This is a genomic window from Pseudoalteromonas sp. MBR-15 (assembly GCF_053628915.1).
Genome location: NZ_JBRJHH010000003.1, coordinates 76,909 through 100,030, shown reverse-complemented (window position 1 = coordinate 100,030; position 23,122 = coordinate 76,909). Strand labels below are relative to the sequence as shown.

Here is a 23,122-nt window from a genome sequence, read left to right as displayed (position 1 = left end):
CATAAAATTCTGTTATGACTAACCCGAATAGATTACGCATGTTAGATCGTATCGATTTAGCAATTTTAGACGCTCTGCAAAAAAATGGCAGAATATCGAACGTAAACCTGGCAAAACAGGTGAATTTGAGTCCGAGTCCATGCCTTGACCGTGTTAAGCGCTTAGAGCAAGAGGGCTACATTGAGGGGTATTATGCAAAGTTAAGCGAAGCCAAGCTTAATCAAAGTTTGTTGGCTCATGTGCAAGTGTCGTTAGTGACCTCAAATACCTCAGTGTTTAAAGTGTTCAGAGAATATATTTTAAATATTCCACAAGTGGTCGAGTGCGACATGGTGGCAGGCGGATACGATTACCTATTAAAAGTGCGAGTCTCTGATATGGACGAATATCGCCAAGTTTTGGGTGATTTGGTTGATATTCCCGGTGTTGGTACGCACCACACCTATATGGTGATCGAAAAGATAAAACAAGATAGCGGTTTAAGATTCGATATCTAAACAAAAAAAGCACCAAACGGTGCTTTTTTTATGAAGATTTTTTGCTGGGTTATACCCACCGCTTAATCAATCCCTAAGAATGATTAACTATTATTGCGGGTTGCTATTATTACGCCCAACCATCATAACGTTTACGGCGTGAAAGCATAATCGTTAAAATAATACCAAGTAATAAACCAATAAATGCAATAGCGCCGCCGTAAGTTAATAGTTGGCGTTTTTCTTTGGCACTGGCTAATTGTTTCACGTTGCGCTCAGATTCTATGGTGCTTTTTAGTTTTTCAATTTGTTCGCTTAGCGCTTGGTTTTGCTCAGTGAGGGTTCTGTTTTGTTCTTGTAATTGCGGTAGTTCAATTTCTGCTTGGCGTAATTGCTCTTGCATCAAGGTCATGTCGTTATTCAGAGCTTGAAATTGCTGATGGATACCGGCGTTCTCGCTGATAAACTTCGTTTCTACCCAGCCTTCGCGGTCTTTGTCGTCGCGAATTTTAAAATAACCATTATCTTCTTCTGATAACAAGGTAATTTGAGTACCTGCATCAACTGACCCCAAAATACGGTAGTTTTTACTCGGGCCTGAATGCATAAAGGTATAGAGGTTGTCGACTATGTATGCGGTGTTTCCGTTGTCGCTTGTAGGCGCTTCTTCTGCATAGCTAATGAAAGTGGCGGCTGATAGGAGCAGCCCAAAAATACACTGTTTTAACATCAATCTACCTTGTTAATGTAACCTTGCCCAAAAATGGTCAAATTTTTAAATACGTAATGTATAGAGATAGTAGGGATTTCAACTATTAATAGCAAGGCTGATATTGTAATCCAAGACAGGGTTTGAGGGTAAAAATCAGGAAAAAGTTTGCATTAAGTAGCTGCTTTGTTTATTTTGAGCACTTATTTATTTTAAATGTACTCCGCAAAACGAATGGATACTGAGATAGAACTGAAGTTTTTGGTGTCAGATGCCGTTGTTCCACTGATCCCCGCATTAATTACTCAATTTGCAAAAACCGTTACAAATAAACCGTCACGCAGCTTACAAAATGCTTACTATGACACGCCAAGTCGTGAGTTACGCGCACTGGATATTGGTTTGCGTACCCGCTGCTGTGATAACCAGTGCGAGCAAACGATTAAACTCGCTGGCGAAGTTGTAGGTGGATTACATCAACGTCCAGAATATAACTTACCTTTAGAAGGTGGTCGCCCAGATTTAATGGCTTTTGATGCCACAATTTGGCCGCATGGCATGCAAGTTAATGCGATTGCCGACAACCTGTATCCTATTTTTAGTACTAACTTTATTCGTCGCACGTGGTTAATCGAAACCAACAGTGGAGCTAAAATTGAGGTTGTACTTGATAAAGGTGAAATTGCAGCGTCAGGTAAAGTTGAGCTGATCTCTGAGCTTGAAGTGGAATTAATTGAAGGCAGTCGCCACGAGTTATTTGCCCTTGCAGATAAACTGGTTAGCGAATGTAATGTGCGTCTTGGGCTATATTCGAAAGCTGCACGAGGTTATGGCTTAGCTGATAACACCCCACTAAAAGCAAGTAAATCGATTGGGTTTGTGCCTCTTAAAAAAGAGGCCACACAAGAACAAGCTTTGGTCGCAGGGATAAATTACGCGATTCGCTTTGTACAAAAGCATGAAGCCTGTTACTTCATCAAGCCGAGCTTAAAAACCTTGAAACGAGTCACTGATGGCATTCGATTAATTCGCCACACCTTTTGGCTGTTCGATGATATTGTTAGTAAGGATGATACAGAGTCATTACGTACTGAGTTAAAGTGGTTGCTGAGTGAGTTGGCGTGGGTAGAAAACGCCATTCAGTTAAAAACCTATACCTCAAAACGTCACGCCTATTATAAAAAAATTAATAGCGCACCAGAGCTAACTCAAGTGATTAACGACCTAAAAGAGCTTCAGCCGAGTATTGACGATGTAAAAGCGTTATTTCACAGCACCCGTTACAACCGTTTGCTGTTGCAATTGACCACCTGGTTGATTGAAAAGCAATGGCGTAAGTCGTGGGGGCAGGCAGAGTTCCAAGCTGCTGAAAAACCAGTAGCAGATATAGCCAAGCGCTTATTTGCAAAAGATTGGCACGATATGCATGAGCTTATTCCTGAACAACAAGCACTGAGTGATAAAGACTATTTATCGTTGCGTACTCGTCTAGAAAACTCTCTGTTAAGTGGTAACTGTTTGGGGGCATTATTTAATAAAGACGACAGAAGCGAGTTTCGTATTCCTTGGTTAGATATTTCGCATGGTATTTACGAGCTCAGTACTCTTGAGTATTTAAAGCAGTTGTGTGCAGGACAAGACGATCAGGAATTAGCAAAAATTCAAACGTGGCTCGAGCAAAAGTCAGAATTTTTAGTGAGCGCCATGGAACAAAGTCGTCATGCCTCATTCAATACTGATCCCTACTGGTTATAAATCTGTGAATCGTTGGCTATTCATTGGGTTAGCGTGGTTTAGTTGTTCAACTGTCGCGACCCCAATAGAATGGCATACTTACAAGCAGCAAGAAGGTATAAAGGTCACGTATCAAAAACATGACAGTGGCATTATCGAAATTAATGCATCTGTGGTTGTTGAAGATACCAAGGCAGATGACTTTATGGCCTTACTAAGCGACACCGACAACGCGCCAAATTGGCTCGAAAATGTTCAAAGTGTAACCTTAATAGAGCGGCTTAGCCCCGCAGAGACGCTCGTTTATACGCGCTTTAACTCGCCTTGGCCGGTTTCTGATCGTGATTTAGTGAGTTACTCTTGCTATCACACCTTAAGCGATAATAAAACCGAGCTTAAAATTACCAGCCAGCCCCACGTTAAACCCTTGGTAAAAGGGGTGGTGCGTATTAAAGAGCTCACCGCTTATTGGCGCTTAGAGCAACAGCAAAATAACTTACTGATTACCCACCAAGCGTATGCAGACCCAAGCGGTGCTATTCCGCATTGGTTAAGTAATAAAGTATCTTTAAAAAGTGTGTTTAAGTCATTACAAGCATTGCGTGAACAGCTAAAAAAGAATGCGTTTTCACGGACAAATCCCCCAAGTGTGCCAGGAAAGTGCTTATCTTAGTAAAGCGAAGATGACATTTTAGGTATTTATGAATATTATCTGCGAAGTTTATTCGTACTAGGAACAGCATGAAAGAACCCAAAATCCCCTTGGTCAATAAACCCAACGGCATTGGTATTGGACGTATTTTAAAAGCCACAAGGTGCTCAATTAAAGGTTTTAAGGCCGCATTTAAAGAAGAGTCAGCTTTTCGCTCAGAAATTTATTTAGGGGTGTGTTTATTACCGTTATCGGTTTTTCTGGCGCAGTCACTGACTCATTGGCTCGTGTTGTTTATTCCGTATTTATTACTGTTGATTGTTGAACTACTCAATTCGGCCATCGAAGCGCTGACTGACAGAGTGGGGATTGAATATCATGTACTGTCTGGGCGCGCAAAGGATATGGCCTCGGCAGCGGTGACCTTGTCATTGGTTATTTTAGCACTGGTTTGGCTGGTGGCGATGTATGAAAAGATAATGACGTTACTGTAATTAATACCAATCGCAATAATACTTAATCATTTTGAGCGATTAAACCAGTCGCTATCTGCGTTAAAAATATCTGATTTACGACAGCATGGATGCAGGAGGTAGAGCAATGCAGGAGCAATTGCTGAGAACAACTAAATAACTAAATTTTTGCCTTGTTATCAATGCGGTTTTATTGCCTCAAAATAGACCACTTATTTAAGCGCAATGGTATAAAAATTTAGAGTAAAAAATTAAACACAAAAAAAGCGCCAAAATGGCGCTTTTTCAGTCTGTATACCCTATTACAGGCCAGCAGCTGCGCGAAGTGCGTCTGCTTTGTCTGTACGCTCCCAAGGGAACTCTTCACGACCGAAGTGACCATAAGCGGCAGTCGGTTGATAGATAGGACGCTCAAGATCAAGCATTTGGATTAAGCCGTAAGGACGTAGGTCGAAGTGCTCACGCACTAATTCGATTAGACGTGCTTCTTCTAATTTACCTGTACCAAATGTCTCGATGCTGATAGATGTTGGCTCTGCAACACCGATAGCGTAAGAAACTTGAAGTTCACACTTGTCAGCAAGACCTGCAGCAACCATGTTTTTAGCAACGTAACGTGCCGCGTATGCAGCGCTACGGTCAACTTTAGATGGATCTTTACCAGAGAAAGCACCACCACCGTGACGCGCCATACCACCGTATGTATCAACGATGATTTTACGGCCAGTCAGACCACAGTCACCCATTGGGCCACCGATAACGAAACGGCCAGTTGGGTTGATGAAGAATTTCGTTGCGCTAGAGATAAGCTCTGCTGGAAGAACCGGCTTAATGATGGTTTCCATTACCGCTTCTACTAGGTCGTTTTGTGAGATTGAATCACAGTGTTGCGTTGAAAGAACAACAGCATCAATACCTACCGGCTTACCATTTTCATATGCAAATGTTACTTGTGATTTTGCATCTGGGCGTAACCAGTTAAGCTCACCGCTTTTACGAACTTGTGCTTGACGCTGAACTAAACGGTGTGAATACGTGATTGGTGCAGGCATTAAAACGTCTGTTTCGTTACATGCATAACCAAACATTAAACCTTGGTCACCCGCGCCTTGGTCTTCTGGACGTGCACGGTCAACACCTTGGTTGATGTCTGGAGATTGTTTACCGATAGTGTTTAGGATTGCGCACGAGTCAGCATCAAAACCCATGTCTGAATGCGTGTAACCGATTTCACGTACAGTTTTACGTGTAATTTCTTCGATATCAACCCACGCGCTAGTAGTGATTTCACCACCCACCATAACCATACCAGTTTTAACGTAAGTCTCACATGCAACACGGGCATGAGAATCTTGCTCTAAGATAGCATCTAGAACCGCGTCAGAGATTTGGTCCGCGATTTTATCCGGATGACCTTCAGATACAGATTCAGAAGTAAATAAATGTTTTGCCATTGTATTTCTGCTCACAAATATTGCGCTTCACTAACGTCGGTAATAGCGCTAAAAAATTAAGGGGCGTATTTTATCTAAAACAATTATGTTTGCATAGTTATTTTACGCCTAGACGTCTATTTTAAATTACTAATAACATTTCGTTCTTAATAAACAGTGGTAATAGACCCATTTAATACGGATTTTTAATTGCACTGCACCCATACAATAAGTAAGAATGGGGCTTAACAAACAACCAGCGCAAATACATTAAAGGTAGGAGAATTCATGCCATCTCGCAAAGAACTTGCAAATGCTATTCGCGTCTTATCAATGGACGCAGTACAACAGGCCAACTCTGGCCACCCTGGAGCCCCTATGGGCATGGCAGATATCGCAGAAGTACTATGGCGCGATTATCTAAAGCACAACCCGACGAACCCAGAGTGGGCAGACCGTGATCGCTTTATTCTTTCAAATGGCCACGGTTCGATGCTGATTTATTCTCTACTACATTTAAGTGGTTACGACTTACCACTTGAAGAAATTAAAAACTTCCGTCAAATGCATTCAAAAACACCAGGGCATCCAGAGTATGGCTATGCACCAGGTATTGAGACCACTACGGGCCCATTAGGCCAAGGGATCACAAATGCGGTAGGTATGGCAATTGCTGAAAAAGCGCTTGCTGCTCAGTTTAACCGTGAAGGCCATGACATTGTTGATCACTTTACCTATGCGTTTATGGGTGATGGCTGTTTAATGGAAGGTATCTCTCACGAAGCCTGTTCATTAGCGGGCACATTAGGCCTGGGTAAACTTGTTGCGTTTTGGGATGACAACGGCATCTCTATCGACGGTGAAGTAGAAGGTTGGTTCAGCGACGACACTCCTGCACGTTTTAAAGCATATGGCTGGCACGTAGTGAGTGATGTTGATGGCCATAACCCAGAGGCCATCCGTGCAGCAATCGAAGAAGCACGTAGTATTACCGACAAGCCATCATTAATTTGTTGTAAAACAGTGATTGGTTACGGTTCACCTAATAAGTCGGGTAGTCATGACTGTCATGGTGCTCCACTTGGTCATGATGAGATCAAAGCGGCACGTGAGTTCTTAGGCTGGACAGGCGAAGCATTTGAAATCCCCGCTGATATCTACAGCGAATGGGACGCAAAAGAAAAGGGCCAACAGCTAGAATCAAACTGGGACGAAAAGTTTGCGGCATACGCAAATGCACACCCAGAGCTAGCAGCAGAATTTAAGCGTCGTACAAATGGCGAATTGCCAGCAGATTGGGCTGAAAAGTCACAAGCGTACATCGAAGAGCTGCAAGCAAACCCTGCAAACCCTGCAACACGTAAAGCTTCACAAAATGCACTGAATGCATTTGGTCCATTATTACCAGAGTTTATGGGCGGCTCAGCTGACCTTGCTGGTTCAAATTTAACAATTTGGGATGGTTCAAAAGGCGTAACAGCAGACGACGCAAGCGGTAACTACATCTACTACGGTGTCCGTGAGTTTGGTATGTCGGCAATTATGAATGGTATTGCACTGCACAAAGGCTTTATTCCTTACGGCGCAACATTCTTAATGTTTATGGAATACGCGCGTAATGCGGTACGCATGGCTGCATTAATGAAGCAACCAAGCATTTTTGTATACACGCACGATTCAATTGGTCTGGGTGAAGATGGCCCTACGCACCAACCAGTAGAGCAAATTGCAAGCATGCGTTTAACGCCTAATCTTGTTAACTGGCGTCCGTGTGACCAAGTTGAGTCTGCAATTGCATGGCAACAAGCGATTGAGCGTAAAGATGGCCCAACGTCATTGATCTTCACACGTCAAGGTCTTGAGCAACAAACGCGTACTGCACAACAGTTAAGCGATGTGAAAAAAGGTGGTTACGTACTGAGTTGCGATGGTGAGCCTGAGCTTATCCTTATTGCAACGGGCTCAGAAGTACAGCTTGCACAAGACGCCGCTGCAGAGCTTCGTTCACAAGGCAAAAAAGTACGTGTGGTTTCTATGCCTTCAACTGACTTGTTTGATGAGCAAGACGCAGCCTACAAAGAAAGCGTATTACCAGCAAGCGTAACACGCCGCGTAGCTATCGAAGCGGGCATTGCAGACTACTGGTACAAATACGTAGGCCTAAATGGCGCAGTAGTAGGTATGACGACATTTGGTGAGTCAGCACCTGCTGGTGAGTTATTCAAGCACTTTGGTTTCACGGTTGAAAACATCGTAAACAAAGCAAACGCTTTGTTCTAAGCTTTAGTCGCTAAAATTTAAAAGCCCGCGCGGTCTTAGCACTGCGCGGGCTTTTTGATGGATTTTTGCTGCCAGTCAAAAGATTCGATATTTACCCGACAGATCAGCAATAATTATCACTGCTACTTGGGTACTTTATACCGTAGGGGCGTTTTTAGTGTTTTGGTGAACACATAGGCACTCTCTTTGTTTTTTTAATTGCTCAGTTTATAAAAGATAATAAAAAATCAGCTCACATATAGAGTTTAATTGAATAATCTTCAGTTGCTGCTTACTTAAAATTCGGGCAGGCTGAAATAAAGAAGATTATAAAACATAACAGGAGTGAGTATGACTCAGTTTGACAGTGTAAGTGTTGTAAAAAAAGCGAATGTCTATTTTGATGGTAAAGTTTCGAGCCGTGTTGTACTTTTTGCCGATGGCAGTACTAAAACACTAGGTTTTATGCAACCAGGAGAATTTGAGTTTGGCACAAATCAAAAAGAGCACATGGAGTTACTCGCGGGAGAGTGGCAAGTGTTACTGCCAGGCGAAACTGAGTGGCAAGCCATGAAGGCTGGAGATTCGTTTAATGTAGACGCCAATGTTACCTTTCGCGTAAAGGTAACTGACTTTGCTGATTATTGTTGCTCGTACACTTAATGAGCAGTTGATAACCTTTCTATAAAGCCCGTGTAATACGGGCTTTTGCATATTTTATCCGCAGAGCATGATCTAAATCATGTGTGGTTACAATCAATTACTAATTATCTTTGATTTTCGCTTGTGTTAATTCAAATCGCCCCCAATACTAACTATGAGGTAACAAGAAAAAAGGATACCCTATGAAGATTAATATTTCTGGTCATCATGTTGACGTTACTGAGGCTGTTAGAGCTCATATCAACGAGAAATTCTCAAAAATTGCTAGCCATTTTCCATCGTTAATATCTCTCGATATTATTCTTTCAAAAGAACATCACAAGTATCAAGCTGAGATCAGCACTATTTATGAAGGTGCACGTTTATCAGTTAAAGGAGAAGATGAAGTGATGTACCCAGCACTTGCAAATGCAGCTAAAAAACTCGATGCATCGCTAAAACATCGTAAAGGGCAAATGAAAGCTAAACTACATGAAAAACCGGTGAGCACAACGCCGGAAATCGCCCATGAGATTATTCAAGAAATGAATTTAAGCTAATAAATTAGACGCTAAGTGTTAGCCACAAAAATTTAGCGCAAAACCTCGAACAAGAGAAAGCCAAACATAAATATGTTTGGCTTTTTTGGTTTTATAAACTGACAACTTAACCCTAGAACTCAGAAACAAAGAGTGTCTTCCAATCTCATCTAAAACGCTGTAAGTTGCTTGTAACTAAGAATAAAACACATAAAGCATATGCAATCAGCAGTATCACATTGGCAATCTAAACTTAATGCACTTGGCCCTGGCATATTAATGGCCACAGCGGCGATTGGTGGCTCACATTTGGTGGCGTCGACGCAGGCTGGCTCGTTATTTGGCTGGCAACTATTTTGGCTAATTATTGTTGTGAATGTACTTAAGTACCCATTCTTTCGATTTGGTATGGAATACACCCTTGCAACTAAACAAAGTTTAGTTGAGGGCTACAAGCAAAAAGGGCCGGGTTACTTTTACAGTTTTATTGCGTTAAATATTGTGGCAGCAATAGTGAATACCGCAGGGGTACTACTTTTAACAGCCAGCCTATTACATTACGCACTGCCGGTCACCATTTCGGTGACCTTGTTGTGTTGGATTATTTTGGCTGTTTGTTTACTTATTTTGTTGTTGGGGCATTTTAAGGCGCTCGATAACGTGTCTAAAATCATTATGGTGCTGCTTACTGTTACAACTGTGGCTGCTTTGGTGGTGGCAATTAATAATGGTCTTATGGCTCCTGCTGACTACGTGGGCCCGTCGCCGTATGAGCTTGCAATGCTAGGGTTTATGGTGGCGCTAATGGGCTGGATGCCAGCTCCTATTGAAATCTCAGCGATTAGTTCACTTTGGCTTAAAGAAAAGCAGCAGCAACAAGTTATTACTAAGCAGCAAGGTTTATTTGATTTTAATTTAGGCTACTGGCTTACCGCAGCCCTAGCTTTGGTGTTTTTCTCGCTTGGTGTATTAGTGCAATACGGACATGTACAAGCCGTGCAATTAGGCGGGGTGGCGTTTGCTAAACAGCTTATTGATATGTACGCCCTTACAATGGGGGAGTGGGCAAGGCCATTGGTGTCGGGTATCGCTTTTTTATGTATGTTTGGTACCACGCTTACCGTGGTTGACGGCTACGCCAGAACCTTAAATGAATCGCACAAATTATTGCCTGTAAAACAGTCCAAACACAGTTTAAATATGTGGCTTTTACTGCAAGCATTTTCTGGCATGGCAATCATTTTATTCTTTAAATCGGCACTTGGCCCAATGCTTACGTTTGCCATGACTCTCGCCTTTGTTACCACCCCAGTATTTGCATGGCTTAACTTTAGTTTAGTGCGCTCAGAGCCAAGTATTGTGCATTCCCCCTTAATTCGCACTCTAAGCTGGCTGGGTTTGGTTTATTTAGTGGGCTTTGCGTTGGTGTTTTTGGTTTGGAAGTTTACCTAATTTGCCTGAGCGAAGTGAAATCCAGCATCATTGTGTGTCAGCAGTGGGTTGATCCCAAGTCAATTTTTAGTATTGCGCGATATAAAATCGCGCCTACAATCTAGGCTAACTCAATTCCCTAATCGCATTACTTATGCCATCTAAGGTGAGTGGATACATGCGGTTGTTCATTAACTGTTTTATAAAATCAATCGATTGATAGTAACGCCAGTGCTCAACGGGTTGTGGGTTGAGCCAAGCGACTTTATCAAAGTGATTTGTTATGCGGTTTAGCCAGGCGCTGCCGGGTTCCTCATTCCAATGTTCTACACTGCCACCAGGGTAGGCTATTTCGTAAGGACCCATGGTGGCATCGCCAACAAAAATGACTTTGTAGTCACTGGTGAACTTGTTAATCAAGGTCATGGTATCAATCACATTTGAGTGGCGGCGCTCGTTGTCTTGCCAAACATGCTCATACAAACAATTATGAAAATAGTAAAACTCGAGATGCTTAAACTCGCTGTGTGCAGCACTAAATAATTCTTCACAGGTATGAATGTAATCATCCATTGAGCCGCCAATATCAAACAGCATCAGCACTTTTACGGCATTGTGGCGCTCGGGTGCCATTTTAACATCGAGCATGCCACCTTGTTTTGCAGTAGCACGAATGGTTTCGGTTAAATCGAGAGTGTCGCTAGCCCCGGTGCGGGCAAATTTACGCAGTTTTTTAAGCGCGAGCTTAATGGTGCGAGAGCCAATTTCGCGGTCACTGTCGAGGTTGCGGTATGTCCGTTTATCCCATACTTTTACAGCACGGCGGTTACGATTACCGTCTTGACCAATACGCACGCCTTCTGGGTTAAAGCCATACGCGCCAAACGGCGAGGTGCCGCCAGTGCCAACCCATTTGTTGCCGCCAGCATGGCGTTTTTGCTGTTCTTCAAGGCGCTGTTTCAGGGCTTCCATAAGTTTATCGAGGCCACCCATCGCTTTTAACTGTGCTTTTTCTTCGTCTGTTAAGTGTTTTTCAAACTCTTTGCGCAACCAGTCGTTAGGCAGGTTATGCTGTTGTTTTAAGCTTTCGAGTAAATCAAGGTCAGCAACCCCGCTAAAGTAATCGGCAAAGGCTTTATCAAACCGGTCAAAGTGAGTTTCGTCTTTGACCATGATGGTACGCGCTAAGTAATAAAACGCGTCTACGTCGGCAAAAATGACCCCTTGCTTGAGCGCGTTGATCAAATCAAGTAACTCACGCAGACTCACGGGTAAGCGGTATTCACGTAACTTAAAGAAAAACGCAATTAACATCTTAACGACGACTCATAAAAGCAAGTTTTTCGATGAGGCTAATGTCTTGCTCGTTCTTTAATAGCGCACCAAACATTGGCATTAGGCCGCCTTTTTGGCTTTTATCATGCAGTGTTTTGGCATCGATATCTTCAGCCATCAATAATTTTAACCAATCGAGTAACTCGCTGGTTGAGGGCTTTTTCTTTATGCCATTTACATCGCGCAGGTTAAAGAATACTTCAAGTGCTTCGCGTACCAAGTCTTGCTTAACATGCGGGTGATGTACATCGATAATTTGTGCCATTTCGTCGCTCGATGGAAAGTCGATGTAGTGGAAAAAACAACGACGTAAAAAGGCATCAGGCAGCTCTTTTTCGTTGTTTGAGGTAATAATAACAATAGGGCGGTGCTTGGCAATAACGCGCTCACCGGTTTCATAAACATGAAACTCCATTTTATCGAGTTCTAACAATAAGTCGTTTGGAAACTCGATATCGGCTTTGTCGATTTCGTCAATCAGCAATACGGGGCGTTTATTATGTTGCTCTCCATAGGTGAAGGCTTGCCATAATTTACCTTTTACAATGTAGTTACTAATGTCGTGAACGCGCTCATCACCTAACTGGCTGTCGCGCAACCGTGACACTGCATCATATTCGTATAGGCCTTGCTGTGCTTTGGTGGTCGATTTGATATGCCATTGAATAAGCGTGGTGTCTAAGCTTTTTGCAAGCTCCTCGGCTAACATGGTTTTACCTGTGCCGGGCTCACCTTTTATAAGCAGAGGTTTTTCGAGCAAGATGGCTGCGTTAACCGCTTGTTTTAATGAGTTACTGGCAATGTAGTTGTCGGTTGAATTAAAAAGCACGATGTCACCTTATCTGGTCTGAGCAGTGATTAATAATGCTATCATGCCATAGTTATTCTGCGTCTGAAAGGTATGCAAAGCGTGGGACTGTTTTGCCGTTTACCTCAACGGTTTCTAAAAACATGCTGAGTGGGCGTGCCCACATACCAAACTCACCATACAGTGCTTGGTAAATAACGAGTGGCTCTTCGGTTTCACTGTGAGTGGCGACATACTCTACTTTGTATTTTGGGCCTTTGTAATGCTGGTATATGCCTGATTTGAGAGGATGAGTTTTTATTGCTGTAGTCATGTTTTGATCTCTTGTATAATTACGTTTTGCACTTTTTAATGCTAAATAAACTGTCAACACTATGAATTATATTTCGTTAGATGAATACAAAAAAGCATGGGTTTTTCGCCATAAAGACATGCCAATTAACGCAGCAGATGCGCAGCAAATCAAACCAATGACCAGCGAACGTGCCGCTGTACTTTGGTCTACCATGGTGAGCCGCGAGCATGATCACCCAGATTTTTTCGATAAAACAGATTGGTGTGGCAAAGAAGACAGCTTTACCGAAACCATTAATTGGGAAAATGCGTGGGAAGCTGGCGAAGAACAACTCCCCGAGGCAATCTTGGCGCACCTTGATTGGGAAGCCAACACCACCGTGTATTTTTGTATGGCGCGCGACAATATTATTGAAACTAGCTTTGCAGTGTTTAAACGTTGCTGGCAAAACTTTATGTTTTTAGCCGATGGCAGTTTGTTAATGGGCAAAAAACGCGATGCAGTCGTGCAATTTTTAGAAACGGGCAATGCTAAGCTGGGTAAAAAAGGCGCAGTAAAGTAGCGCTCAATTAACGCTCTATGCTATAAAACAGTCAAGCAATTGTTTTATAAGAGCGGGCATTGTCTATTTCTAATCCACAGAGCGAACCGTCGCCACAAGCCGAAATTTGGCAAACTGATGCCGAACGGGCTTTGTATGCACAGTTATGTAATGCGTTTTATGCTCGAGAAATCCCGCGTTTGGTCGATGAACCTGATGCGGCAAGGCTTAGACGCTTATTGGCAAGTTTGCCTTATTACATAGAGCGACTAGCAATACGGATAGTCAGTGGTGATGCGCCTTTACAGCTTGATTCACAAAATGGCAGCTGGCTCGAAAAACAAAAAACTACGCCGCCTGTATATAGCAAAAGTGCATCAGAAGACTTTTATAGTCAATATGCTAAGCGTGGGTTAATTGTCCCCGTGCTAATTAATGACGGGCAATGTACCACCGTGCGCATAGACAGCTTAGATCAAGTAAGCGACAATAAGGTACATTGTAATGAGCTTGGTTGGTTTACGTTATCCGGTGAGTCATTAGAACACGCGCCAGCGCAGTTATTAAAACCGTCAAAAGCAGTGATGGCAGCAGCCTGTTGTGGCCATCAATGGCAACTTAATAAACGGATTACACCTAAGCGTTTGTCATTAAGAGAAATGCTACTAGCAAGCAATATAAATTGGCGTAATTTAAAACGCCCTTTGACTTAATTTAACCGCGAAGGAGTGTTCAATGCGGGTGTTTCAATTCGCCTTGTTATGTTTGGCTTTATTTATCCAGTATCGTTTATGGTTTGGCCATAATGGTGTGCAGGATTACACTCGTCTAAAACAAGCGGTCGCCTCTCATCAAGATACAAATGCTAAATTATTAAAACGTAACAAAGTGCTGAAAGCCGATATTAAAGATTTAAAACTCGGCCAAGAAGGCATAGAAGAACGTGCGCGTAATGAATTAGGAATGATTAAACCTGGTGAAACGTTTATTCGTGTATTGCCAGGCCAACAACAAAATGAAAACTAAACAGAAAATCACTGCAATAGTTCCCGCAGCCGGTGTTGGCAGCCGAATGCAACATTCTGCGCCAAAACAGTACATCGAACTGGCGGGTAAAACCATTTTAGAGCATACCCTTAGCAAGCTTGCTGAATTAGATTTTATTCACACGATAAAAGTAGCAATAAGTGACGACGATGGTTACTTTGACGTGATACCTCAAATCGATAGCCGCATAGAACGAGTGTCGGGCGGCAAAGAGCGTGCCGACTCAGTCCTTAATGCTTTGCTGTCACTTGCTGATAACCCGCCAAACTGGGTACTGGTGCATGATGCAGCAAGACCGTTAGTGTGTTTAAGCGATATAACTCGTTTGGTCGATGAGTGCCTAGCAGCTAACGAGGGCGGTATTTTAGCCTCTAAAGTCAAAGATACTATTAAACGCGGCCGTACTCATAGTGAGCAAACTGTGCCACGTGATGATTTATGGCAAGCGCTTACCCCTCAATTTTTCCCTTATCAGGCGCTTGTAGATGCACTTTCAAATGCCCTAGAGAACGGCGTGACTATCACCGATGAAGCTTCGGCGATTGAGTGGGCAAAGCAGCCAGTAAAATTAGTCGCTGGGCGCAGTGACAACATTAAAATAACCACCCCAGAAGATTTAGATTTAGCAGCGTTTCTACTGCAAAAACAACAAAACGAGAGAACCCCATGATTCGAATTGGCCATGGCTTTGATGTTCACAAATTTGGCGGCGAAGGCCCGTTGGTTATTTGTGGTGAAAAAATTGATTATCCACAAGGTTTTTTAGCGCATTCAGATGGCGATGTGGCTATTCATGCATTATGTGATGCTATATTAGGATCACTGGCAATGGGCGACATTGGTAAGCACTTCCCAGATACTGCGAGTGAATACGAAAACATCGACAGCCGTATATTATTGCGTCATGTGGTTAAGCTTGCAAAAGAGCAAGGCTATGAACTTGGCAATGCAGATGTAACCATTGTAGCTCAAGCACCAAAAATGCTGCCTCATATTCAAGCCATGCGTAAAAATTTAGCTGCTGATTTAGAAGCCGATATTTCGCAAGTGAATGTGAAAGCCACTACCACCGAAAAGCTGGGCTTTGAAGGTCGTAAAGAGGGCATTTCAAGCCACGCAGTGGTTATTATGAGTAAACAAAATTCATGAGTGAATTGAATTATTTATACGGAAAACCACTATCAAAAGCCGACTTTAAAACGTTTGCTGAAGACTTTATGGTTGACGAAGACCTCGGTATTGAATTCACTGGCAGCGGCGAGCATGTGTGCTTGCAGGTCGTCAAAAAAGGTGAAAACACCCAGTTTATAGCCAAGCGAATTGCCGAAAAAGCGGGCGTATCACCGCGTGATGTAAGCTATGCGGGTTTAAAAGATCGCCACGGTGTCTGTACACAGTGGTTTAGTGTGCCTGTGCCGATTAAAAAGCACATTGAATTTAGTGAACTGAATAACGAGCAATTCTTTATTATCGCGCAGCAGCGCCACAACCGTAAATTAAGAACAGGCTGCCACAAGGGCAATCGATTTACGATTACCCTGCGTAATGTGACTGAGCCTTTAGATATTTTGTGTCGTATTAATGCAGTGCGTGCTGGGGTGCCAAATTACTTTGGTGAACAGCGATTTGGTCATGGAGGGCATAACCTTGAAATGGCTAAACGGATGTTTGCAGGAGAGCGTATTCGCGATAAAAAGCTGCGTGGTTTAGTGATTTCAGCGGCCCGTTCTTATGTGTTCAACGAAATAGTAAGTATGCGTGTAGCTGAGCATGGTCTTGCGAAAACCATGCACCGCGAAGTGTTTATGCTTAGCGGCAGTAATGCCTTTTTTGAAGACAATATAAGCGATGACAATATTGCACGTTTAGCCTCTGGCGATATTGTTATGTCGGCACCAATGGTGGGCAAAGGCGAAAAAGGCTTAACCGAAACCGAAAAGCAATGGTTGCTCCCTTACCAGTCTTGGATAGAGGGATTAGCTGAGCTTGGACTTAAGAATGAGCGCAGAATGCTGCGCTTAATTCCCGAGTCTTTAACTGTTGAAACACTTGATGAGACAACGGTAAAACTGAGTTTTGGTTTACCAAAAGGCTGCTTTGCAACCGCGCTTTTGCGAGAGCTGGTGGACTATAAAGACGCCAGCCCAAGAGAACAAAAACAAAAGGATGCGTAAATGAAAATCTTATTAAGCAATGATGATGGAGTGCATGCAAAAGGGATTGCCGTTTTATATCATGCGTTAACGCAAATTGCCGATGTGACGTTGGTTGCTCCTGACCGTAACTGCAGTGGCGCCAGTAATTCATTAACCTTAATGAACCCGTTACGTGCGACCACGTTAGATAATGGCTTTATTTCTATTAATGGCACCCCCACGGATTGTGTTCACCTTGGCGTGAATGAGCTAACCGATGAGCAGCCTGACTTAGTTGTGGCTGGTATTAATCATGGGGCTAACTTAGGTGATGACACGCTCTATTCTGGTACGGTTGCAGCCGCAACCGAAGGCCGCCACTTAGGGCTGCCAGCGATCGCTGTCTCACTCTGTTCTAAAGAAGGGAATCATTTTGAAACGGCAGCAGCAGTGGCTGTCGGTATCATTAAAGAGCTTGCATCACACCCTCTACCGAAAGATCAGATCATTAACTTAAATGTGCCAGATATTCCTCTTTCAGAGCTCAAAGGAGTAAAAGTAACACGCCTTGGCGCACGTCATAAAGCTGAAACCATGACCAAGCAACAAGACCCGTGGGGGCGTGATATTTTTTGGTATGGCACGCTCGGCGCTGAAAGTGACGCAGGAGAAGGGACTGACTTTTACGCCATTAATAATGGGTATGCCTCAGTAACACCGTTAAGTGTTGATATGACAGCGAAGGAGAGTCTTCAAGCCGTCGATAGCTGGTTAGCGAAGATGGAGATTAATAGTGCTGACTAATTATAATCGCAGTGCGTTGGCATTGGCTGAATTATTAAAACGGGATGGCGTAGAAGATGCCGCTGTACTTGAGGCGATTGCGACGACCCCGCGGCATGTGTTTGTTGATGATGTTTTACAGCATAAAGCGTATCAGAATACCGCTTTACCTATTGGTCAAGGGCAAACAATTTCGCAGCCTTATATCGTTGCGCGAATGACAGAGTTACTGCGACTTGCAGGAGTACGCGATAAGGTACTTGAAATTGGCACGGGATCAGGGTATCAAACCGCGATTCTTGCAAAAACGTTCACTAAAGTGTGTTCTGTTGAACGCATTAAAGCGTTGCAGTGGCAAGCAAAGCGCCGTTTACATAAGCTTGATTTATACAATGTAACGATGAAACATGGTGATGGATGGCAAGGGTGGCAATCGCAAGCACCATTTGAAGGGATTATCGTGACTGCCGCGGCAGCAACGATGCCGCAAGGGTTACTAGCACAACTTGCTGATGGCGGTGTGATGATAGCCCCCGTGGGCGAGCAAGATCAGCAATTAATGATGGTTGTCAGAAATGGCGACACATTCACAGAACATAAAGTTGCACCAGTACGATTTGTACCTTTAGTACCTGGTGATATTGAATAGGACGTTACACTTTGAAGTTGTTTACTAAGTTATATGATATGGCGCTTGTGTGGGCTAAGCATCGTCACGCAGAGCGTTATTTAGCAGGGATGAGCTTTGCTGAATCTGTTTTTTTCCCTGTTCCGCCAGATGTGATGTTAGCTCCTATGTCACTCGCTCAGCCAGATAAAGCATGGCGATTTGCCAGCTTTACTACTATTGCGTCTGTTATTGGTGGTATTTTAGGTTACTTGCTTGGCTTTTGGCTATTTGAGCCCGTCGTTGAGCCGCTAATTGCTCAAATGGGCTGGCAAGCAAAGTTTGATACTGCGCTAGGCTGGTTTGAAACATACGGCGTGTGGGTTGTATTTCTTGCTGGGTTTTCGCCTATCCCTTATAAAGTTTTTACTATTGGGGCAGGCTTAATGCAGATGGCATTTTTACCTTTCTTAATTGCGTCTGCCATTGGACGTGGGGCTCGGTTCTTTTTAGTGTCGGCTTTAATGAAGTGGGGGGGCGTGAAAATGGAGCAAAAATTACGTCAATATGTTGAAGCGCTTGGCTGGGGATTAGTTATTTTAGTTGTTGTTGCGTACTTTTTACTACGATAACCCCTAAAACTCACAGTTAGTATTATAAGGAGCATTTTACGATGAACAGACAGTTAGCAGTGTATGTTACTTTGTTTATTAGTATTTTGCTCTTTGGTTGCTCCTCCCGTAATGCTCCCGCTCCTGTTAGTAGTTTAGATAATCATACAAAACAAATTACCCGCAAAGTTAATATTTCTGGCTCAAGTTACAAGGTTAACAAAGGCGATACTTTATACTCAATCGCGTTTAGTGCTCAAAAAGACTTTCGTACTTTAGCAAAATTAAACGATATTCCAGCACCTTATACGATTTATCCTGGGCAACGCATTTTGCTCACAAAATCGGCACAAAAACAAAAAAAGACGAAAAAATATACGAATTCGAGTAAAAAGTCTACCGTTTTGATACAAAAAAATAACAAAAAATTAAAAAAAGAGCTTGATCAGCCAAAACAACGAGAGTATGTTCAAAAACAAGCCAACAAGAAAGTTAGTGCAAAAAATAGTAATCCTAATACAAAAGTCATATGGAGCTGGCCCGCTAAGGGTAAGGTCACGCGCCGTTTCTCTACAAAAGAAAATGGCTATAAAGGGTTACAAATCGCTAATAAACAGGGGGCATCTGTTTTAGCTGCTGCACAAGGAACTGTGGTATACGCGGGTAACGCATTGAGGGGCTACGGTAATTTAATCATACTGAAACATAATGATGATTACCTAAGTGCTTATGCACACAACTCAAAGTTGCTTGTAAAGGAAAAACAGGAAGTAAAGGCGGGGCAGAAAATAGCAGAAATTGGCAGTTCAGATTCGTCGGTTACGGCTTTAAGATTTGAAATTCGTTACCGAGGTCAAGCAGTCAATCCTGCTAAGTATCTACCTTAGCCAAAGGTATTGATAAAGTGATTTAGCTCAATCACATATTTGCTCGGGAGGACGCTTATGGGTCACACAGCAAAACTTGAGAAAACAACTGAAACAGTTGATGATAAATTTGATGACACGATGGTTGAAGATGATTCATCTGAGTTACTCGAAGAAGTCGACAACGATGATGAAATTTTTACAAAAGACGAAGTCGTCAAAAACCTAGACGCGACACAGTTATACCTGGGTGAAATTGGTTTTTCTCCTCTTTTAAGTGCAGAAGAAGAAGTATTTTTTGCGCGTAAAGCATTGAAAGGCTGTGAAGCCTCTCGCAAACGAATGATAGAAAGTAATTTACGTTTAGTGGTGAAAATTGCTCGCCGCTATAACAACCGAGGTCTTGCGCTGCTAGATCTTATCGAAGAAGGTAACCTTGGCCTGATTCGCGCTGTTGAAAAATTTGACCCAGAACGTGGTTTTCGTTTTTCAACTTATGCAACCTGGTGGATCCGTCAAACGATTGAACGTGCCATAATGAACCAAACACGAACAATTCGTTTACCTATTCATGTTGTAAAAGAACTGAACGTTTATCTAAGAACGGCTCGCGAACTAACACAAAAACTTGACCACGAACCAACCGCAGAAGAAATTGCAGAGTGTCTGGATAAACCCGTTGAAGACGTGACTAAAATGCTACGTTTAAACGAAAAAATCACGTCGGTTGATACGCCAATTGGAGGCGAAAACGACAAAGCCTTACTCGATATCATTGCTGACGAAAAAGGCTCTGGTCCTGAGGGCGAAGTACAAAATAATGACATCAACAAACACATTGTTGATTGGCTTGGTGAATTAAACCCAAAACAACGCGAAGTACTTGCACGTCGTTTCGGTTTACTTGGCTACGAGCCTTCAACGCTTGAAGATGTCGGTCGTGAAATTGGCTTAACGCGTGAACGTGTAAGACAAATTCAAGTGGAAGCATTACGTCGTTTAAAAGATATTTTGCAACACGAAGGCTTAAGTACAGATAGCCTGTTTGACCAATTTACTTGAGTTGACAACAATATACCTGACTCAGGTATGAGGCCTTTGGGCCTCTAGAACACACAAAAAAGCTGACATACTGTCAGCTTTTTTTATGCACGCAATTAAAGTAAATCTTTTAATTGGTATAACAGCTGGTGTGCTTGTCTTGGTGTTAAACTGTCTGGGTCGAGCTGCTGTAAAGTTAGCTCAAGTTCAGAGGGTTCATTGTCAAACGCCAGTGCTTGCTGTTGTTGCACAGGGGCTGTTACAGGCTGATGATTTTCGAGCATTTTTAGTTTTTGCTTTGCTTGCTGAATAACGGCTTTTGGTACACCGGCAAGTGCGGCAACTTGTAAACCAAAGCTTTTACTTGCTGCACCTTCAAGCACGGTATGCATAAAGGCAATAGTGTCGTTATGCTCAATCGCATCTAGGTGAACATTAACTAATCCTTGCTGCTGCTCGGCCAGTTCAGTTAGCTCAAAATAATGGGTGGCGAATAAGGTTTTTGCAGCAATTTTTGAGGCTAAATAATCGGCCGTAGCATAGGCGAGAGACAGGCCATCATAGGTTGAAGTACCGCGTCCTATTTCATCCATCAAGACCAAAGATTGCGCCGTGGCATTGTTTAAAATGGTCGCTGTTTCTGTCATTTCAACCATAAAGGTTGAGCGCCCTGATGCTAAATCATCACTTGCGCCTATACGCGTAAAAATGCGGTCAATATTGCCAATTTCTGCGCTGTCAGCAGGGACATAAGACCCAATATGTGCCATGAGTACAATTAACGCAGTTTGACGCATATAGGTTGATTTACCCCCCATGTTTGGCCCCGTGATGATCAACATCTTACGGTCGTTGCTTAACTCGACAGGGTTGGCAATAAAGGGGTCTTTCATTACTTGCTCAACAACGGGATGACGCCCTTGCTTTATGCTTATATTGTCGTTATCACACAGTGTTGGTTTGGCGTAGTTGAGTGCTTGTGCACGTTCAGCTAAATTATTAAGAACGTCTAAATCAGCCAGTACCGCAGCCATCGTTTGTAGCTGCTCAATATGCGGTGCTATAAATTCAAATAGTTGTTCATAAAGTTGTTTTTCGAGAGCCAACGCTTTTGATTGGCTACCGAGTACTTTGTCTTCATGCTCTTTTAGCTCAGGAATGATATAGCGTTCGTTATTTTTTAATGTTTGACGACGAATATAATCAGCAGGGACTAAGTGTGAATTAGCACGGCTAACTTCAATGAAGAAGCCATGCACCTTGTTGTAGCCAATTTTTAAGGTGCTGATGCCTGTGCGTTCACGCTCGCGCTCTTCCAGTTTTTCAAGGATATCGGTTGCGCCTTGGCTAAGCGCACGCCATTCATCTAACTCACTATTATAGCCTGGGGCAATAACTCCCCCATCACGAATAAGTACCGGTGGTGTTTCAATGACTGCGCGTTCTAGGAGATCTTGCAGCGCTGGTAATTCTTGTGACTGTGCGATGATCTGGTTAATGCGTGGATCGCTGGCATCATTAAGTAGCTCATGCAGTGGTGCCAGCGCTTGTAATGCACTACGTAAACGCGTTAAGTCACGAGGTCTGGCTGTGCACAATGCAAGGCGCGCGATAACTCGCTCAATATCACCAATTTGTTTTAATGATTCGTGCAGTTCGCCACACAGTTGAGCATCGATGATCGCACTAATCGCATTTAGGCGTGAGTTAAGCTCATCTTTACTGCGCACAGGGGTATGAATTCGGCGTTTTAATAAACGAGACCCCATTGCTGTAGCTGTTTTATCAAGCACCTGTGCCAAGGTGTTTTCATAGCCTCCAGAGAGGTTAACCGTGAGTTCTAAGTTTTTACGGGTTGCAGCATCTAAGATCACTGCGTGTTCGTTTTGCTCAAGGGTAATGGCGCGAATATGTGGCAGAGCAATGCGTTGAGTGTCCTTTACATATTGCATTAAACAGCCCGCGGCAATCAGAGCGCAATGGGCTTTATCAACTCCAAAGCCAACTAGATCTTTGGTGCCAAATTGATCGCATAAGAGGTGTTGTGCGGTGTCTAAATCGAACTCCCATTCTGGGCGACGGCGAGCCCCTTTAATATGTTCGATTAAGTGAATATTGGCAAACGTTTCACTGTAAAGCAGTTCTGCTGGCGCGAGGCGTTGCAGTGTTGAGCTAAATGCTTCGTCAGTATTCACTTCAAGTACATTAAAACGGCCTGAGTTAATATCGAGGTAGGCAATGCCGTAAACACCGTGTTTATTTTGCCACACACTTGTGAGTAAGTTATCTTGGCGCTCTTGCAGTAAGGCTTCATCGGAAATAGTACCGGGTGTTACAATGCGCACGACTTTACGCTCTACCGGACCTTTGCTGGTTGCTGGGTCGCCTATTTGTTCGCAAATAGCAACCGATTCACCCATTTGTACAAGGCGTGCTAGGTAATTTTCTACTGCGTGATAAGGTACGCCGGCCATAGGAATAGGATCGCCACCGGCTTTACCGCGATGAGTTTGAGAAATATCAAGAAGTTGAGCTGCACGTTTAGCATCATCAAAAAAGAGTTCGTAAAAATCACCCATACGATAAAACAATAAAATATCGCGATGCTCGGCTTTTATTTTTAGATACTGCTGCATCATCGGTGTTTGTTGTTTTATAGTGTGTGGAGCATAAAGATCAAACGACATGTATTTACCCAAAGGCTG

Annotated in this window: 25 protein-coding genes; 19 read left to right on the top strand and 6 right to left on the bottom strand. The window is 43.1% G+C overall.

Annotated elements, in window-relative coordinates:
- Positions 1 to 14: 14 nt before the first annotated feature.
- Positions 15 to 497, top strand: a complete 483-nt coding sequence (locus tag ACSSVW_RS05480; protein ID WP_036970835.1) for a winged helix-turn-helix transcriptional regulator — start codon at positions 15 to 17, stop codon at positions 495 to 497.
- A gap of 109 nt (positions 498 to 606) precedes the next feature.
- On the opposite strand, the gene ACSSVW_RS05475 is transcribed toward ACSSVW_RS05480, so the two are convergent.
- Positions 607 to 1,206, bottom strand: coding sequence for a TIGR04211 family SH3 domain-containing protein (locus ACSSVW_RS05475; RefSeq protein ID WP_036970833.1), 600 nt, complete (start codon positions 1,204 to 1,206; stop codon positions 607 to 609).
- A 213-nt stretch (positions 1,207 to 1,419) separates the two neighbouring features.
- Between ACSSVW_RS05475 and ACSSVW_RS05470 the strand changes: the two genes are divergently transcribed.
- From ACSSVW_RS05470 to ACSSVW_RS05460, 3 genes are all read left to right on the top strand, one after another.
- A complete protein-coding gene (locus ACSSVW_RS05470; RefSeq protein ID WP_036970831.1) occupies positions 1,420 to 2,940 on the top strand; it encodes a CYTH and CHAD domain-containing protein in 1,521 nt (506 codons plus the stop codon).
- Positions 2,906 to 3,592, top strand: coding sequence for an START domain-containing protein (locus ACSSVW_RS05465; protein WP_180311367.1), 687 nt, complete (start codon positions 2,906 to 2,908; stop codon positions 3,590 to 3,592). The genes ACSSVW_RS05470 and ACSSVW_RS05465 overlap by 35 nt, the downstream gene beginning before the upstream one ends.
- A gap of 68 nt (positions 3,593 to 3,660) precedes the next feature.
- The gene (locus ACSSVW_RS05460) at positions 3,661 to 4,065 is read left to right on the top strand and encodes a diacylglycerol kinase (protein WP_036970830.1); all 405 of its coding nucleotides are present in this window, start codon (positions 3,661 to 3,663) and stop codon (positions 4,063 to 4,065) included.
- A gap of 281 nt (positions 4,066 to 4,346) precedes the next feature.
- On the opposite strand, the gene metK is transcribed toward ACSSVW_RS05460, so the two are convergent.
- On the bottom strand, positions 4,347 to 5,498 hold the full coding sequence (metK, locus tag ACSSVW_RS05455) for a methionine adenosyltransferase (protein ID WP_036970829.1): 1,152 nt from the start codon (positions 5,496 to 5,498) through the stop codon (positions 4,347 to 4,349).
- A 267-nt stretch (positions 5,499 to 5,765) separates the two neighbouring features.
- Between metK and tkt the strand changes: the two genes are divergently transcribed.
- From tkt to ACSSVW_RS05435, 4 genes are all read left to right on the top strand, one after another.
- Complete coding sequence (gene tkt / locus ACSSVW_RS05450; RefSeq protein ID WP_036970828.1) at positions 5,766 to 7,757, top strand: transketolase; 1,992 nt, start codon at positions 5,766 to 5,768, stop codon at positions 7,755 to 7,757.
- 330 nt (positions 7,758 to 8,087) lie between these two features.
- The gene (gene ppnP / locus ACSSVW_RS05445) at positions 8,088 to 8,399 is read left to right on the top strand and encodes a pyrimidine/purine nucleoside phosphorylase (protein ID WP_036970827.1); all 312 of its coding nucleotides are present in this window, start codon (positions 8,088 to 8,090) and stop codon (positions 8,397 to 8,399) included.
- A gap of 182 nt (positions 8,400 to 8,581) precedes the next feature.
- The gene (hpf, locus tag ACSSVW_RS05440) at positions 8,582 to 8,938 is read left to right on the top strand and encodes a ribosome hibernation-promoting factor, HPF/YfiA family (protein WP_036970825.1); all 357 of its coding nucleotides are present in this window, start codon (positions 8,582 to 8,584) and stop codon (positions 8,936 to 8,938) included.
- Positions 8,939 to 9,196: 258 nt separating this feature from the next.
- On the top strand, positions 9,197 to 10,369 hold the full coding sequence (locus ACSSVW_RS05435) for an NRAMP family divalent metal transporter (protein WP_454179042.1): 1,173 nt from the start codon (positions 9,197 to 9,199) through the stop codon (positions 10,367 to 10,369).
- A 105-nt stretch (positions 10,370 to 10,474) separates the two neighbouring features.
- On the opposite strand, the gene ACSSVW_RS05430 is transcribed toward ACSSVW_RS05435, so the two are convergent.
- The 3 genes from ACSSVW_RS05430 to ACSSVW_RS05420 are packed head-to-tail and all read right to left on the bottom strand — an operon-like array spanning position 10,475 to position 12,804.
- On the bottom strand, positions 10,475 to 11,662 hold the full coding sequence (locus ACSSVW_RS05430; RefSeq protein ID WP_036970823.1) for a vWA domain-containing protein: 1,188 nt from the start codon (positions 11,660 to 11,662) through the stop codon (positions 10,475 to 10,477).
- 1 nt (position 11,663) lies between these two features.
- Entirely contained in the window at positions 11,664 to 12,512 is an 849-nt protein-coding gene (locus ACSSVW_RS05425) for an AAA family ATPase (protein ID WP_036970821.1), read from the bottom strand.
- 52 nt (positions 12,513 to 12,564) lie between these two features.
- Positions 12,565 to 12,804: a DUF1653 domain-containing protein gene (locus ACSSVW_RS05420; RefSeq protein ID WP_182396136.1), complete on the bottom strand. Its 240-nt coding sequence runs from the start codon at positions 12,802 to 12,804 to the stop codon at positions 12,565 to 12,567.
- 61 nt (positions 12,805 to 12,865) lie between these two features.
- Between ACSSVW_RS05420 and ACSSVW_RS05415 the strand changes: the two genes are divergently transcribed.
- The 11 genes from ACSSVW_RS05415 to rpoS are packed head-to-tail and all read left to right on the top strand — an operon-like array spanning position 12,866 to position 20,438.
- A complete protein-coding gene (locus ACSSVW_RS05415) occupies positions 12,866 to 13,348 on the top strand; it encodes a DUF2947 domain-containing protein (protein ID WP_036970820.1) in 483 nt (160 codons plus the stop codon).
- A gap of 59 nt (positions 13,349 to 13,407) precedes the next feature.
- Positions 13,408 to 14,040 carry a hypothetical protein gene (locus tag ACSSVW_RS05410; protein WP_065978034.1) on the top strand — a complete coding sequence of 211 codons (633 nt, stop codon included), beginning with the start codon at positions 13,408 to 13,410 and terminating at the stop codon, positions 14,038 to 14,040.
- Positions 14,041 to 14,062: 22 nt separating this feature from the next.
- Positions 14,063 to 14,353, top strand: coding sequence for a cell division protein FtsB (ftsB, locus tag ACSSVW_RS05405; protein ID WP_036970819.1), 291 nt, complete (start codon positions 14,063 to 14,065; stop codon positions 14,351 to 14,353).
- On the top strand, positions 14,343 to 15,044 hold the full coding sequence (gene ispD / locus ACSSVW_RS05400) for a 2-C-methyl-D-erythritol 4-phosphate cytidylyltransferase (RefSeq protein WP_454178991.1): 702 nt from the start codon (positions 14,343 to 14,345) through the stop codon (positions 15,042 to 15,044). Before ftsB ends, ispD begins: the two co-directional genes overlap by 11 nt.
- Positions 15,041 to 15,523, top strand: a complete 483-nt coding sequence (gene ispF / locus ACSSVW_RS05395) for a 2-C-methyl-D-erythritol 2,4-cyclodiphosphate synthase (RefSeq protein ID WP_036970817.1) — start codon at positions 15,041 to 15,043, stop codon at positions 15,521 to 15,523. The genes ispD and ispF overlap by 4 nt, the downstream gene beginning before the upstream one ends.
- On the top strand, positions 15,520 to 16,548 hold the full coding sequence (truD, locus tag ACSSVW_RS05390) for a tRNA pseudouridine(13) synthase TruD (protein ID WP_118844019.1): 1,029 nt from the start codon (positions 15,520 to 15,522) through the stop codon (positions 16,546 to 16,548). Before ispF ends, truD begins: the two co-directional genes overlap by 4 nt.
- Positions 16,549 to 17,313: a 5'/3'-nucleotidase SurE gene (surE, locus tag ACSSVW_RS05385; RefSeq protein WP_036970815.1), complete on the top strand. Its 765-nt coding sequence runs from the start codon at positions 16,549 to 16,551 to the stop codon at positions 17,311 to 17,313.
- Positions 17,303 to 17,941: a protein-L-isoaspartate(D-aspartate) O-methyltransferase gene (locus ACSSVW_RS05380; protein ID WP_036970812.1), complete on the top strand. Its 639-nt coding sequence runs from the start codon at positions 17,303 to 17,305 to the stop codon at positions 17,939 to 17,941. Before surE ends, ACSSVW_RS05380 begins: the two co-directional genes overlap by 11 nt.
- Before the next feature lie 11 nt (positions 17,942 to 17,952).
- Positions 17,953 to 18,531, top strand: a complete 579-nt coding sequence (locus ACSSVW_RS05375; RefSeq protein ID WP_065978037.1) for a YqaA family protein — start codon at positions 17,953 to 17,955, stop codon at positions 18,529 to 18,531.
- A 41-nt stretch (positions 18,532 to 18,572) separates the two neighbouring features.
- The gene (locus ACSSVW_RS05370; RefSeq protein WP_036970808.1) at positions 18,573 to 19,397 is read left to right on the top strand and encodes a peptidoglycan DD-metalloendopeptidase family protein; all 825 of its coding nucleotides are present in this window, start codon (positions 18,573 to 18,575) and stop codon (positions 19,395 to 19,397) included.
- A gap of 57 nt (positions 19,398 to 19,454) precedes the next feature.
- Positions 19,455 to 20,438, top strand: coding sequence for an RNA polymerase sigma factor RpoS (gene rpoS, locus ACSSVW_RS05365; RefSeq protein ID WP_036970803.1), 984 nt, complete (start codon positions 19,455 to 19,457; stop codon positions 20,436 to 20,438).
- A 95-nt stretch (positions 20,439 to 20,533) separates the two neighbouring features.
- Here rpoS and mutS read toward each other — a convergent pair whose 3' ends face one another.
- Positions 20,534 to 23,104, bottom strand: a complete 2,571-nt coding sequence (mutS, locus tag ACSSVW_RS05360) for a DNA mismatch repair protein MutS (RefSeq protein ID WP_180311368.1) — start codon at positions 23,102 to 23,104, stop codon at positions 20,534 to 20,536.
- Between the last annotated feature and the right edge of the window lie 18 nt (positions 23,105 to 23,122).